14 protein-coding genes are annotated in these 12,854 nt (G+C 62.2%); 5 read left to right on the top strand and 9 right to left on the bottom strand.

Going from position 1 to position 12,854, the window contains the following annotated elements; genetic code table 11:
• Window positions 1-15: 15 nt before the first annotated feature.
• Together NKI29_RS07160 and NKI29_RS07155 are read right to left on the bottom strand one after the other, a co-directional pair.
• Entirely contained in the window at window positions 16-897 is an 882-nt protein-coding gene (locus NKI29_RS07160) for a uracil-DNA glycosylase (RefSeq protein WP_352569853.1), read from the bottom strand.
• A 37-nt stretch (window positions 898-934) separates the two neighbouring features.
• Window positions 935-1,579, bottom strand: coding sequence for a hypothetical protein (locus NKI29_RS07155; protein ID WP_023677808.1), 645 nt, complete (start codon window positions 1,577-1,579; stop codon window positions 935-937).
• On the opposite strand from NKI29_RS07155, the gene NKI29_RS07150 reads away from it, so the two are divergent.
• The 3 genes from NKI29_RS07150 to NKI29_RS07140 all read left to right on the top strand — a co-directional run bounded on the left by NKI29_RS07150 (window position 1,530) and on the right by NKI29_RS07140 (window position 4,205).
• Entirely contained in the window at window positions 1,530-1,712 is a 183-nt protein-coding gene (locus tag NKI29_RS07150; RefSeq protein ID WP_198023574.1) for a hypothetical protein, read from the top strand. The genes NKI29_RS07155 and NKI29_RS07150 overlap by 50 nt on opposite strands.
• 106 nt (window positions 1,713-1,818) lie before the next feature.
• A complete protein-coding gene (locus tag NKI29_RS07145; RefSeq protein ID WP_023677807.1) occupies window positions 1,819-3,498 on the top strand; it encodes an electron transfer flavoprotein-ubiquinone oxidoreductase in 1,680 nt (559 codons plus the stop codon).
• 110 nt (window positions 3,499-3,608) lie between these two features.
• Window positions 3,609-4,205 (top strand): DUF922 domain-containing protein, encoded by a 597-nt coding sequence (locus tag NKI29_RS07140; RefSeq protein WP_352454346.1) that lies wholly within the window; start codon window positions 3,609-3,611, stop codon window positions 4,203-4,205.
• 30 nt (window positions 4,206-4,235) lie between these two features.
• Here the strand turns inward: NKI29_RS07140 and NKI29_RS07135 are convergent, their stop codons facing one another.
• The 5 genes from NKI29_RS07135 to NKI29_RS07115 form a co-directional block, all read right to left on the bottom strand.
• Window positions 4,236-5,273 carry an endonuclease/exonuclease/phosphatase family protein gene (locus NKI29_RS07135; protein ID WP_031212023.1) on the bottom strand — a complete coding sequence of 346 codons (1,038 nt, stop codon included), beginning with the start codon at window positions 5,271-5,273 and terminating at the stop codon, window positions 4,236-4,238.
• 80 nt (window positions 5,274-5,353) lie between these two features.
• Window positions 5,354-6,856 (bottom strand): AMP nucleosidase, encoded by a 1,503-nt coding sequence (locus NKI29_RS07130; protein WP_352795754.1) that lies wholly within the window; start codon window positions 6,854-6,856, stop codon window positions 5,354-5,356.
• An 80-nt stretch (window positions 6,857-6,936) separates the two neighbouring features.
• A complete protein-coding gene (locus NKI29_RS07125) occupies window positions 6,937-7,131 on the bottom strand; it encodes a hypothetical protein (protein WP_352454349.1) in 195 nt (64 codons plus the stop codon).
• Window positions 7,132-7,173: 42 nt separating this feature from the next.
• Window positions 7,174-7,326: a hypothetical protein gene (locus tag NKI29_RS07120; RefSeq protein ID WP_023718367.1), complete on the bottom strand. Its 153-nt coding sequence runs from the start codon at window positions 7,324-7,326 to the stop codon at window positions 7,174-7,176.
• 210 nt (window positions 7,327-7,536) lie between these two features.
• A complete protein-coding gene (locus NKI29_RS07115) occupies window positions 7,537-7,881 on the bottom strand; it encodes a DUF2147 domain-containing protein (protein ID WP_023677801.1) in 345 nt (114 codons plus the stop codon).
• Window positions 7,882-8,340: 459 nt separating this feature from the next.
• Between NKI29_RS07115 and NKI29_RS07110 the strand changes: the two genes are divergently transcribed.
• Window positions 8,341-8,607, top strand: a complete 267-nt coding sequence (locus tag NKI29_RS07110) for an SEL1-like repeat protein (protein ID WP_352569849.1) — start codon at window positions 8,341-8,343, stop codon at window positions 8,605-8,607.
• 379 nt (window positions 8,608-8,986) lie between these two features.
• On the top strand, window positions 8,987-10,108 hold the full coding sequence (locus NKI29_RS07105; RefSeq protein WP_352569848.1) for a branched-chain amino acid ABC transporter substrate-binding protein: 1,122 nt from the start codon (window positions 8,987-8,989) through the stop codon (window positions 10,106-10,108).
• A 98-nt stretch (window positions 10,109-10,206) separates the two neighbouring features.
• Here NKI29_RS07105 and NKI29_RS07100 read toward each other — a convergent pair whose 3' ends face one another.
• Both NKI29_RS07100 and NKI29_RS07095 read right to left on the bottom strand, forming a co-directional pair.
• Window positions 10,207-12,195 (bottom strand): acetyl/propionyl/methylcrotonyl-CoA carboxylase subunit alpha, encoded by a 1,989-nt coding sequence (locus NKI29_RS07100; RefSeq protein ID WP_352569847.1) that lies wholly within the window; start codon window positions 12,193-12,195, stop codon window positions 10,207-10,209.
• Window positions 12,196-12,306: 111 nt separating this feature from the next.
• The gene (locus tag NKI29_RS07095) at window positions 12,307-12,681 is read right to left on the bottom strand and encodes a hypothetical protein (RefSeq protein ID WP_352569846.1); all 375 of its coding nucleotides are present in this window, start codon (window positions 12,679-12,681) and stop codon (window positions 12,307-12,309) included.
• Between the last annotated feature and the right edge of the window lie 173 nt (window positions 12,682-12,854).

Raw genomic sequence — 12,854 nt, 5'->3', positions numbered from 1 at the left:
ACGCGTTCTGCACCGTTACCCAAGTGCCCGCAACTTCGCCTTCACTTCGAGGAAATCCCGCCACGCCAGCTTCTTGTGCGCCGGCGTTCTCAACAAATAGGCCGGATGCAGGGTCGGCATGGCGGGAATGGCGACGCCAGACGGGGTCGTGTGGACGCGCCAGTTGCCGCGCAGCCGCAATATGCCTTCGGAGGTGTTGAGCAGGGTCTTTGCCGACGGGCCGCCGAGATTGACCAGCACCTTCGGATTGACCAGTTCGATCTGCCGCTCGATGAACGGCCGGCAGATCTCGGTCTCGTGCGGCGTCGGCGTGCGGTTGCCCGGCGGCCGCCAGGGAATCACGTTGGCGATGTAGGCAGATGTCCGGTCAAGACCGATCGCGGCCAGCATGCGGTCGAGCAGCCGGCCCGAGCGGCCGACGAACGGCAAGCCCTCTATGTCCTCGTCGCGGCCCGGTGCTTCGCCGACCAGCATCACCGCGGCAGTCGGATTGCCGTCGGCGAACACCAGGTTCTTGGCGGTGAATTTAAGATTGCAGCCGTCGAATGCCGCCATGTGCTGGCGAAGCTCGTCGAGGCTTGCCGCCGATCTCGCCAGTTGCCGCGCCAATGCCGCCTGCGCCTCGTCGGGCACCGTTGACATGGCCGCGGACGTTCGCACTGCCGGTGCCGTATTCGGTCTCTCGCCCATTTCGGCGCGCGACACGCTCGTCGAGCGATGAGGCGATGCATTTTCACCGGCCGGCAGAGCGGCCGCCGCAGGCACCCGCTCCGGCGGCCTGGCTTCTGCAAACCTGTTTACCGGCTGTTCTTCAAGTGCCTCGTCGACGCCGGCGCTGGCGTAGAAGGCCAGCAGCTCGGCGAGATCGGCTCGGCTAGTGTGGGGGGCGGCAGTCATGGTTTCACATTCGGCCGCGGAGCTTGAATTTGCAAGTTCAGCTCGACGGTATGCGCGGATCCTGCACCAGATAGAACGTCCAGCGCGGCGTGTAGTCGGTGATCAGGAAATAGAAGCTGGCGGTCTTCAGCGGGTCGATCTTGCCGTTCTTGAACAGCAGGCGGTCATACGGTTCGAAATTGCGGTCGAAATCGGCGTAGCTGCTCGACCAGATATTTTCGGGCGTTTTGTTGCGCTGGTCGAACGACAGGCCGTCGCCGAACACGCTCGGCTGGTCGAGGATCTCCTGGAGTTCGAACTGGAACTCGACCCAGGCTTGGCCGCTATTGTTGAGCACGTCGATGCGCATATACATCAGACCATTGGCGAAGTCTCCCGCCTTGCCGAACGGCTGGATCGGCCTTGTCGTGCGAATGGCCAGCGTTACCGGCGTCGCTGAATTCAGCTCTTCGGTGATGACCAGCGGATCCTCCTTCGTGCCGATGCCGGAAGCCCCGGTGATGCGGAAACCGCCGCGCTCGTCGGAAAAGGAATAGGCGCCGGTCGCCCAGACCAGTTGCTGCTCGGCACGGGCATCGAGGGCCGTCAGTGGCAGAAGCGCCAAGAGCGCCGCACGGCAAAACCGGCCGGGCGTGAAAAAAAAGCGCGTCGATGAAAAGCCAGCCGGCCCGAATATGCGCATGGCGGGAAGTATGGCCGATAAGCAAGCCGTCGAACAATTAAAAACATCAGTGCGACATATCTGTGCAAACGGAATAGGATTGAAGATTGATGCTCGTCACCGCGAATCTGTGCGGCAGGACGCGACTTTTTGACGAAATCGGTATTGTCACGTCCGCGCCGGTTTCCCGTCGCTATTTGATGCGCTATGCAGCGCGTGAGCCAGCAAGATGCCGGGAATAGCGAGCCAGTGAGGGATCGATGAGCGATATCGAACGCGAAAGCATGGAATTCGACGTGGTCATCGTCGGCGCCGGCCCGGCCGGCCTCGCCGCCGCGATCCGTCTCAAGCAGGTCAATCCCGAGCTTTCCGTCGTCGTGCTGGAAAAGGGCGGCGAAGTCGGTGCGCACATCCTGTCCGGCGCCGTCGTCGATCCGATCGGCATCGACCGGCTGCTGCCCGGCTGGCGCGAAGAGGAGGGTCATCCCTTCAGGACACCGGTCACCGACGACCATTTCCTGGTTCTCGGCCCCGCCGGTTCGTTCCGTCTGCCCAATATCCTGATGCCGCCGCTGATGAACAATCACGGCAACTATATCGTCTCGCTCGGCAATGTCTGCCGCTGGCTGGCGACCAAGGCCGAGGCGCTGGGCGTCGAGATCTATCCGGGCTTTGCCGCGGTCGGCCTGCTCTACAACGAGGCCGGTGCGGTCACCGGCGTCGTCACCGGCGACATGGGCGTCGAGAAGGACGGCACGCACGGTCCGGGCTTTGCGCCGGGCATGGCGCTGATGGGCAAATATGTCTTGATCGGCGAGGGCGCGCGCGGCTCGCTGGCCAAGCAACTGATCGCCAAACACCACCTTTCCGACGGTCGTGAGCCCGGAAAATACGGCATCGGCCTCAAGGAACTCTGGCAGATCAAACCGGAAAACCACCGGCCCGGCCTTGTCCAGCATTCCTTCGGCTGGCCGCTCGATATGAAGACCGGCGGCGGCTCCTTCCTCTACCATCTCGAGGACAACCAGGTGGCAGTCGGCTTCGTCGTTCACCTGAACTACAAGAACCCCTATCTGTCGCCCTTTGACGAGTTCCAGCGCTTCAAGACCCATCCGGCGATCCGCGGCACCTTCGAGGGTGCCAAGCGGCTGGGCTACGGTGCCCGCGCCATCACCGAAGGCGGCTGGCAGTCGGTGCCGAAACTGTCCTTTCCCGGCGGTGCGCTGATCGGCTGCGCGGCCGGCTTCGTCAACGTGCCGCGCATCAAGGGCTCGCACAATGCCGTGCTCTCCGGAATGCTGGCGGCCGAGCATGTCTGTGATGCGATAGCCGCCGGCCGCACCAATGACGAGCTGGCCTCCTACGAGGCCACCTGGCGCGCCACCGATATCGGCAAGGACCTGAAGAAAGTGCGCAACGTCAAGCCGCTATGGTCGCGCTTCGGCACCATTGTCGGCGTCGGCCTTGGCGGCCTCGACATGTGGCTGAACACGCTGTTCGGCTTCTCGCCCTTCGGCACGATGAAGCACGGCAGGGCCGACTACGCGACGCTGGAACCGGCCGCCGCGCACCAGAAGATCGCCTACCCGAAGCCGGACGGGGTGCTGACCTTCGACCGGCTGTCGTCGGTGTTCCTGTCCAACACCAACCACGAGGAGAACGAGCCGGTGCATCTGCTCGTCGCCGACATGGACCTGCAGAAGCGCTCCGAGCATGACGTCTATGCGGGGCCCTCGACGCGTTACTGCCCGGCCAGCGTCTACGAATGGGTCGACAAGGATGGCAATGCCGCCGCCGATCCTGCGGCCAAGGATGTGCGCTTCGTCATCAACGCGCAGAACTGCGTGCACTGCAAGACTTGCGACATCAAGGACCCGAACCAGAACATAAATTGGGTGCCGCCACAGGGCGGCGAGGGCCCGGTCTACCAGAACATGTAAGTCACAAGGTTTGCTCCGGACTAAACAAGATGAGGAGCAGCGCAACCGTAGGATTGTTGAATAAACCGCCTGCCTGTGTTTCCTTTCTGCGGCGACAGGGAGGAAGGAAAATGCGCCTGGCAGTTCTGACGAGCGTTGTGGCGATCGGGGCATTGTGCGCCCCTGCAGCCTTGGCCGGCACTAAGGTGCTGGTCAAGACACGAACTTACAGCATTGCCGGAACCACCGGCGCGGCCCTGATCGAGGCCATGGATCGCAGTGGGCCGAAGCACGGCTTCATGACCCACGCCATCGCGCAGACCGGCTACAGCGTCGATGATTGGACCTTCGACGCCCATCGGGAAAACGGCGTCTGCCGCCTGCGCCAGGCCAACGGGACGCTCAATCTCTTCTATACCTATCCCAAACTAGTCTCAGCCACGTCGCCTGCGCTGCAGAAGCGCTGGAAGCGGTTCTTCGCTGGCGTCCGCGCCCATGAAGAGACCCATGGCCGCATCGCCAGACAGATGATGCGGGCCACCGAAAAGTCGGTTCGAGGGCTGACAGTCGGTGATGACCCGCACTGTTTCGAGGCACGTCGCGAGGCAAAGCGCCGGATCAATGCCATCTATGCCGAATACGAGGCAAAGCAGATCGCCTTCGATGCGCACGAGCATCGCGACGGCGGCCCTGTCGAGCACCTCATCCGCGCTTTTGTGGGCCAGTAATAAGCCAGGTCGAGATTGGACTGCGGATTTTCAGCTTCGCGTCCCGCCAGGCAGCGCCGCAAGCGCGGTCGCCGTCTGGTGCTCGTCGAGCGGCTTTTGTTCATCCGACCGTAGCGAAAACTCCACCAGCACCGGCAGATGGTCTGAGCCGGTGTCCTCAAGGGTCGACGCCGAACGGATAACGATGGCGCCCTTGCTGAAAACCTGGTCGATCGGCAGTCCGGCGAAGCGCAGGAAATCCGGCAGCCTTCTGTAGAGCCAGGTCGGCCCGACCGACGGCATTACAGTCAGCTTGCCAAGCGATGCGACGCGCCGGACGGCGGCGCTCCATGGCGCTGCGTTGCAGTCGCCTGCCAGGATTGACGTCTCGCCAAGCGAGGCGATTTCGCCAGACAACCCTCCAATCTGCCGTGATTGGTTGTGCGGCCATGGCCAGGTGAGGTGGATGGCGGCGACATCGACGTCGGTTCCGCCGAAATCGACCGTGGCGATCGCCATCGCGCCGCGGCTGTCGCAGTGCGGCTCCGTGCCTATGGCAAACGGTCGTCTGGACAGCAGCGCAACGCCGAACACGCCATTGGGATATGGGCAGAGGATCCGGTGGGGATAGGCGCCGGATAGCAGCCCAAGCTTTGCCTTCCATATCTCGGACACCTCGTCGAGGGTGATCACATCAGGCTGGGTCCGGCCGATCAGCGACAGCACCTTCTCAGGCGTTGGATTGTTGAACCTGAGGTTCATCTGCAGCAGGCGGTAGACTGGCTCGTCACCGGGTTTGGCTTCGTAGGCGGCCTGCACCTGCCATAGCCGCGAAAGCGGCAAGGCATTCGACGTGGTGGCAAAGGAGGCTATCGCAAACAGCAATGCGGCCGCGGCCTGCAGGCGAAACGAGGTGGTGAGCAGCGGCAGCGCGCAAAGCGCCATCAGCACCGAAAAATGCACGCGGAAATGAGCAAAGGAATCGAGGGCCGGATGCAGCGATCCGAAGAACCCGGCCACCAGCGCGGCCGAGAGTGCAAGCATTGCGACGAATGCCAGCGCAACCGTCATGTCCCGAACACGTGCCATCGCCTTGTCTATCGGCAGAAGTGCGGCTCAATCAAGATGACGAAATGTCCTGACCTGGACAGACACATGCGATTCGGCATTTACTGGAAGGCAGTTTCCGAAAAGCTCCTGAGTTTGCGCGAATGCAGTCGGTCCATCGGCATTTCAGCCAGCTTCTCCATCGCCCTGATGCCGATGGTCAGGTGCTGCGCTACTTGCCGCTTGTAGAACTCGGTCGCCATGCCCGGCAACTTCAATTCGCCATGCAGCGGCTTGTCGGATACGCAAAGCAGCGTGCCATAGGGCACCCGGAAGCGGAAGCCGTTGGCGGCGATCGTCGCCGATTCCATGTCGAGCGCGATCGCCCGTGACTGCGACAGCCGCTGGACCGGCCCGCGCTGGTCGCGCAGCTCCCAATTGCGGTTGTCGATAGTGGCGACGGTGCCAGTGCGCATGATGCGCTTGAGATCATATCCGGAAAGCCCGGTGACCTCGGCGACCGCTTCCTGCAGAGCCACCTGGATTTCGGCTAGCGGCGGGATCGGCACCCAGACCGGAAGATCGTCGTCGAGGACATGATCTTCTCGTACATAGGCATGGGCCAGCACATAATCCCCGAGCGCCTGCGTGTTGCGCAGGCCGGCGCAATGGCCGAGCATCACCCAGGCATGCGGCCGGAGCACCGCAATATGGTCGGTGATCGTCTTGGCGTTGGAAGGCCCAACGCCGATATTGACCATGGTGATGCCGCCATGATTCGGCTTCTTCAGATGATAGGCCGGCATCTGCGGCAGGCGAGGCGGCGCAGCACCCTCACCGGGCGCGCCGTCCCCTGCTTTGGTCACGATGTTGCCCGGCTCGACGAACTCGACATATCCGTCACCGCCATTGGCCATCAATTCGCGTGCACGGGCGACGAATTCGTCGATGTAGAACTGGTAGTTGGTGAACAGCACGAAGTTCTGGAAATGCTGGGGACTAGTCGCCGTATAATGCGACATCCGGTGCAGCGAATAGTCGATCCGTTGCGCGGTGAACGGCGCCAGCGGCCGTGCCTCGCCCAATGCCACTTCGAACGTGCCGTTGGCGATCTGGTCGTCGGTGCCGTCGAGATCCGGCACGTCGAACAGGTCACGGATCGGCCGTTTGATGCGCTCGGCAGCAGTGCCGTCGACATGCGTGCCTTCGAGGAAGGCGAAATGCAGCGGGATGGGAGTGGTCGATTCCGAAACCGTGACGGGAACGCCGTGGTTGCGCATGATCAGCCGAAGCTGTTCGGTGAGGTAGCTTTCGAAAAGAGCAGGCTGGGTGACGGTGGTTGAGAAATGCCCCGGCGTCGGCATGTGGCCATAGGCCTGCCGCGAGTCGATTTGCGTGAAGGAACTCGTGGTGACGCCGATCTCCGGATAGAAAGCCCGGTAACGTTTGTTGTTGTCGCCGCCCGCGGCGAGCGCGGCAAATGAATCGCGCAGGAACTTGGTGTTGCGGTCGTAAAGCACCTGTAGGGCCGCGACGGCCTTCTTGGGGTCGTTGAAGCTCTGCCGGCCAAACGGCTCCGGCGTGACCACCGATTCAATGGCTTGGGGATAGATTCGCTTTTCCATGACCCAATATAGAGAGTTGGACGCGCGGTTGGGAGGGGGTAAGGCGGCCTCAATACGCGCTGTCGGCGTTTTTCGGTCTGCTAACCGCGCTGCAGGCTAACCAGCAGCACAAAGCCGAGGCCTGACTTCCTCAACGCAGGCGCCTCGATCGTCGAGCCGGCATTGGTGCGCATCGTCGGCACTGCCAGTACCGGTACCGAAAGAACAGTCAGGATGAGCGCCGCGCGCGGCAGCAGCCGAAGCGTCTTGAGGGTGTTGGCGGCGAGGCGGTTCATTGGCGTTTTGCTTTTCTCTAAAGGTTCAGCTCTTTGTCGGGTTCAGTGGCGAAGCTGGTTCGGGCAACCGAGCCGGCAGGAAATGGCGACGTCCCAGGCGCGGGCCGGGCGGCCGGCTTCGGCGACAAGGACGGCGAACAACATGCCGAACAGGCTCATCAGCAGGCAGACGATGGTGAAGCGGCGGGCAAGCATTGCGCGGTGTCTCCTTCAACACGCATGACAATGCCTTGCCCAGGGTGAACCGGCTCTGATCCCGGCGTTCATCTGGGGTTCAAAAATGGTTGATGATCTCTGAGAGGGTCCGCCTTGAGTGCAGCGACCCATGGCGACGCCATGGCTGCGAGGCCGATAACATGAAAACGGGGCCGACTGGCCCCGCTCACCCCGGCAGGAAGGGCACGATCAGAGCTTGTGCCAGGTCTGGCTCTTGCAGATCAGCCCGCCGAGCACGCAGCCGCTCATCTTGAGCGAACTGCCGGAAAGCGAAGCCTTGCCCGAATAGGTCTTGTCGGTTTCCGGGTCGGTTATGGTGCCGGCATATTTGTTGTCGCCGGCAACCTTCAGTGAACCGATGTTCTTGCCGGCAAATTTGCCGGATTTGAGCGTAATCGAAAATGCCCCGCCGCCACCCGAAATGGCGGCAGTCGATCCGGCTTGCGTTTTCCAATTGCCTTCGATCGGATCGGCCCATGCCGCGCCGGTCATCATTATTGCGGCCGCGAGCGCCAGGCTCACTTGTCGAAACATGTCTTTCCTCCCTCAGGTAAGTCCAATCGGGCTCCGTCCCGGGTGTCTGCCCCTTACGCAAACGTAAGCTAGTCCAGCTCCCGGAAAAACAAAAGCGGTGCCGCGACGGAAGGGTTGCGGGTTTTTGCCCGCTCCCGAACGGCCGCGCCGGCGAAAAATGAAACGGGCCGCACACGTCTTTGTCTTCTGTGGTTAGCGGAGTCTTGATCCGCGCCTCGCAAGTTTTCTTCAAATCTTGTGCAAACCGGCGCGATTGCTGGCTTTGTATCCTTAACGAATTTTCGCGTTTACCTCTTGTTTTAGCTTTGTTTTCCTCAAATTAAGCACGCCATTTAACGACGGATTCAAGCCTCCGGGGCATTCTCGAAAGCATCGAAAGAGCGGCCGCCCCCGACGGTAATCAAGGACACCGAGGGACAGACGGAGACAGCTCTCGGGAGCCAGAACAGGGGATTTGAAATGGCACGTTTTGAAATGCTTGAAGCCGGCTTCGGCGCCACGGGGGCAACTGCCCAGGCCGATATTCTTTTCGAGTTGGGCATGATGTATGCGACTGGCCGCGATTGCGAGACCGATGTTGTCGCCGCCCACAAATGGTTCAACATCGCCGCGATCAAGGGTTCGGCCCGCGCCGCGGAACTGCGCTCCGAATTGTCTGCCGCCATGTCGAAGGTCGAGATCGCCAAGGCGCTGCGCGAAGCTCGCGAATGGATGACGATGCACTGAATTCGCCGGCATCGACTTCACAAGGGTACTGACCTCACAACAGGGACGCTTCGGGTCAAGGCCGCGCAGAGGGCCGGGCTCGAAAAATCAAGGCCGCGCAAGACGGCTGAGCCAACAAGATCAAGAACACGGCGGCAAGCTGTGCAATAGACAGAGAAGGCGAGCGGGTCCTGGCGCCGATGCGTTGGGAAGCTCATGGCAAAAGCCGCGACCGGCCGGAACAAGGCTGGCGCGGCTTTGTCTTTGGGACTGCGTGTTGCAGGCCCAATCGAGTGCCGACGATGCGTCTAGACAGCCCCGGTGAAGGATGAAATTCTCCCGCCACTCTGGAAGAGGCGCGGCCGGGATGGTCGCGCGAGAATGGAGGAGTTGTGTCACCATGAAGAAATTCAGTATTTTGAGCGCCGCCATATTTGGCCTGATGATGACCGCGCCGGTCGCCTTCGCCGACGACATCACCTTTTCGGTGGTCGGACCGATGACCGGTCAGCTTGCCACCATCGGCGATCAGTTCAAGCAGGGCGCGCAAGCCGCCGCCGACGCGATCAACGCGGCGGGCGGCGTCGACGGCCGCCAGGTCAAGCTCGACATCGAGGATGACCAGTGCGATCCGAAGCAGGCGGTTTCGGTCGCCAACCGCATCATCGCCAACGGTGTCAAGTTCATCGATGGCCACGCCTGCTCAGGCTCCAGCATCCCGGCCTCCGCTGTCTACGCCGAAGCCGGTGCGCTGATGATGAGTCCGGCTTCCTCGAACCCGGTGTTGACCGACGCAGCGGCGAAAGCCGGCTGGCCGACGATCATGCGCCTCTATACGCGCGACGATGCGCAGGGCGCTTTCATCGGTCCCTGGATCGCCAAGAAATATGCCGGCAAGAATGTCGTCATCCTGCACGACAAGAGCGCCTATGGGCAGGGCGTGGCCGATGCCGTGAAGGCAACGATGAACCAGAACGGTCTCAATGAAATCCTCTACGAGGGCATCAACGCTGGCGAGAAGGACTATTCCGCTCTTGTTACCAAGCTCAAGGAGCTGAAAGCCGACGTCGTCTATTTCGGCGGCTATCACCCCGAAGCCGGCCTGATCCTGCGCCAGTCGGCGGAGCAGAACCTCAAGTTCCAGTTGATCATGCCGGACTCGATCGCTTCGCCGGAATTCTGGCAGGTTGCCGGTCCGGCCGGCGAAGGCACCATGTTCGTCTTCCCGTCGGATCCGCAGGCGAAGCCCGAAGCCAAGGAAGCCATCGCCAAGATCAAGGCCGGCGGCTTCGTGCCGGAGGGCTTCACGCTGTTTTCCTATGCGGTGATCCAGGCCTTCGCCGAAGGCATCAAACGCGCCGGCAGCGACGATCCGGCAAAAGTCGCCGAAGCGTTGAAGAACGGCCAGCCGATCAGCACGGTTGTCGGGTCAGTCACCTTCGACGAGAAGGGCGACCTCAAAAACGCCAGCTACGACATCAACCAGTGGCACGACGGCAAATACGCGCCGATCCAGCCGTGATGGCCGCGGCGCCGCAAGACGCGCTGCTGTAATTGAACATGGCCGGGGTCAAACCCGGCCATGTTGTTTTTGGCGACGCCTTTGTCACGCGTTCGAGATCACTTCGTGGATAGGGAAACAGCAGTCAACTGAGGTTCCTCGGCAAAGCGAACCAGCACGGTGCCGTCGGTTACCTGCGCGCCTTCGGCAGCAATCTCGGCGATAACCCCGTCATGGGGCGCGGCAATGGTGTGCTCCATCTTCATCGCCTCCAGGATCAGCAGCGGCTGGCCCTTGATCACGGACTCGCCTCTGGCTGCACGCACCAATTTGACCAGGCCGGGCATTGGCGCGCGCAGGCTGCCGGAAGCGGCGGCGGCTTCGTCGGCTCGGGCCAGCGGATCCGGCACAGCAAAACCGTAGCCGATTGCACCATCGAAGACCGTGACGTGGCCCGGCCAGCGGGCGAGGCGAGGCGCCGCGCGGAGATCACGCGAATTGGCGCTGTCATAGGGCGCATCCAGCGCCACCTCGAACCGCCCGTCCGGCCGCACCGACACGCGCGCGCCGATCTCCTGCTCGCCAAACTTCAGCAGCATGCGCCGCACTACAGCGTGGAAATGCGCATAGCCGGCCAGCGACAACCAGGGATCGTCCGAGGACGGCAAGTCGCGCGCACCGGACGCGGCAAGTGCCGCGGCGGCAATCGTCTCACCGCCCGGCGGCGGAACCGCCGTCAACGCCTGCTGATGCCTAGCGATCAGGCCGGTATCGACATCGCCCGCCGCAAAATCCGCATCAGCGACCAGCGCGGCAAGAAAGCCAGTGTTGACCGTTGAGCCGGCGATTTCGGTCTGCGACAGCGCTGCGCCAAGCGCTGTGAGCGCTGCCCGTCTGTCCTTGCCGTGGATGATCAGCTTGGCGATCATCGGGTCGTAAAACGGCGAAATCGCATCGCCGGCGCGCACACCGGTTTCGATGCGCATGGTCGCACCCTCCGGTGCCGGCTGCGGAAATTTCAAATGGTGCAAGGTGCCGGTCGCCGGCAAAAACCCTCTTGCCGCGTCCTCGGCATAGATACGCGCCTCGAAGGCGTGGCCGGAGAGCGCGATCTCGCTCTGCGTCTTCGGCAGTTTTTCGCCGGAGGCTACCCGCAACTGCCACTCGACCAGGTCGATGCCGGTGACCATTTCGGTGACGGGGTGCTCGACCTGCAGGCGGGTGTTCATTTCCATGAACCAGAAACGGTCGGCCTTCAGACCTTGCGAGGCATCGACGATGAACTCGATGGTACCGGCGCCGGAATAGTGGATTGCCTTGGCGGCTTTCACCGCCGCCTCGGTCATCGCCTTGCGCAGTGCCGGCGTCATGCCCGGGGCAGGCGCCTCCTCGATCACCTTCTGGTGGCGGCGCTGTGCCGAGCAGTCACGTTCGTGAAGATGCACGGCGTTGCCGAAATTGTCACCAAACACCTGCACTTCGATGTGGCGAGGCTTGTCGACATATTTTTCCACCAAGACGCGGTCGTCACCGAACGCGGCTTTCGCCTCGCGCCGCGCGCCCGACAGTGCTTCCGAAAAATCATCGGGATGCTCGACGCGCCGCATGCCTTTGCCGCCGCCGCCGGCGCGCGCCTTGATCAGTACGGGGTAGCCTATCTCGCGCGCCTTGGAGGCGAGCAACACGATCTCCTGCGCTTCGCCATGGTAGCCCGGAACGACAGGCACGCCGGCCTTTTCCATCAGCCGCTTGGCCGCGTCCTTCAGTCCCATGGCGCGGATCGAGGCCGCCGACGGGCCAATGAAGATCAGCCCCGCCGCGACCACCTGGTCGACGAAATCAGGGTTTTCCGAAAGAAAGCCGTAGCCCGGATGGATGGCCTCGGCACCTTTGGCCAAGGCCGCCGCAATGATCTTGTCGCCGCGCAGATAGCTTTCGTTGGCGGGAGAGGCGCCGATATGCACCGCTTCGTCGGCCATTTCGACATGCAAGGCGCGATCGTCGGCGTCGGAATAGACGGCGACGCTGCGCACACCCATCCTGCGTGCCGTGCGGATCACCCGGCAGGCGATCTCGCCACGGTTGGCGATCAGGATCTTGGCGAACATCGGGCCTCCACAGGCAGAGCTGCCGCCAACGGCGCGAATTCTCGTCACGCGAACTGCGGCAATGCCCTGCTTTGTAGTCTGGCGGTCAAAGGGTAGGCAAGCGAGGCCTGCCTACTTTGAGGCCGCCATTTCGCAAGCTCCCCCGGTCGTGACCCTGTAACGGTCGCGGGTGACCTGGCAGGATTTCATCGCCATATCCTCGGCAGCCTTTTGCGAGGGCGCATTCAAGCGCGAGCCGCACAGGATGTACAACGAACGCACCCGGGAATACGGAGTGGTCGCATAAGCTGAATGGCCGCTGGCCGCCACATAGGCCTTATATGCCTTGGTGCATGGCCGATCCGCGGTCGCCGGAAAATACGGGTAGAAGCGGACGTCGCCCTTGCTTCCAGCCAGCGATTCCGCCGCGCCGACATTGGGGCTCGAGATTAGAAGCAACCCGGTTATCAGCGAGAAGACTGCTTGTTTGACGCTTATAGATTTCATTTTTCCCACCCATTGAATACGTCGAAGGCCGACGAGTGTCGGTCTATTTGGAGGCAGCTATGGCGCAGGCCCCTGCAGTCGTGACCTTGTACTTGCTGCGCGCGGACTGGCAGGATTTCAACGCCAGCGCCTCCGCAGCCTTCTGGGATGTTGCATTCAGATAAGCACCGCAA

The organism is Mesorhizobium sp. M0678 (genome assembly GCF_040320505.1).
In the GTDB taxonomy this organism is placed as follows: Bacteria; Pseudomonadota; Alphaproteobacteria; order Rhizobiales; family Rhizobiaceae; genus Mesorhizobium.
This window is presented reverse-complemented; position numbering and strand designations above follow the sequence as displayed.

Bases quoted from the DNA above. Each gene is read 5' to 3' on its own strand.
- NKI29_RS07160 (WP_352569853.1), bottom strand. From the start codon at position 897: ATGACTGCCGCCCCCCACACTAGCCGAGCCGATCTCGCCGAGCTGCTG.
- NKI29_RS07155 (WP_023677808.1), bottom strand. From the start codon at position 1,579: ATGCGCATATTCGGGCCGGCTGGCTTTTCATCGACGCGCTTTTTTTTC.
- NKI29_RS07145 (WP_023677807.1), top strand. From the start codon at position 1,819: ATGAGCGATATCGAACGCGAAAGCATGGAATTCGACGTGGTCATCGTC.
- NKI29_RS07140 (WP_352454346.1), top strand. From the start codon at position 3,609: ATGCGCCTGGCAGTTCTGACGAGCGTTGTGGCGATCGGGGCATTGTGC.
- NKI29_RS07135 (WP_031212023.1), bottom strand. From the start codon at position 5,273: ATGGCACGTGTTCGGGACATGACGGTTGCGCTGGCATTCGTCGCAATG.
- NKI29_RS07130 (WP_352795754.1), bottom strand. From the start codon at position 6,856: ATGGAAAAGCGAATCTATCCCCAAGCCATTGAATCGGTGGTCACGCCG.
- NKI29_RS07125 (WP_352454349.1), bottom strand. From the start codon at position 7,131: ATGAACCGCCTCGCCGCCAACACCCTCAAGACGCTTCGGCTGCTGCCG.
- NKI29_RS07120 (WP_023718367.1), bottom strand. From the start codon at position 7,326: ATGCTTGCCCGCCGCTTCACCATCGTCTGCCTGCTGATGAGCCTGTTC.
- NKI29_RS07115 (WP_023677801.1), bottom strand. From the start codon at position 7,881: ATGTTTCGACAAGTGAGCCTGGCGCTCGCGGCCGCAATAATGATGACC.
- NKI29_RS07110 (WP_352569849.1), top strand. From the start codon at position 8,341: ATGGCACGTTTTGAAATGCTTGAAGCCGGCTTCGGCGCCACGGGGGCA.
- NKI29_RS07105 (WP_352569848.1), top strand. From the start codon at position 8,987: ATGAAGAAATTCAGTATTTTGAGCGCCGCCATATTTGGCCTGATGATG.
- NKI29_RS07100 (WP_352569847.1), bottom strand. From the start codon at position 12,195: ATGTTCGCCAAGATCCTGATCGCCAACCGTGGCGAGATCGCCTGCCGG.
- NKI29_RS07095 (WP_352569846.1), bottom strand. From the start codon at position 12,681: ATGAAATCTATAAGCGTCAAACAAGCAGTCTTCTCGCTGATAACCGGG.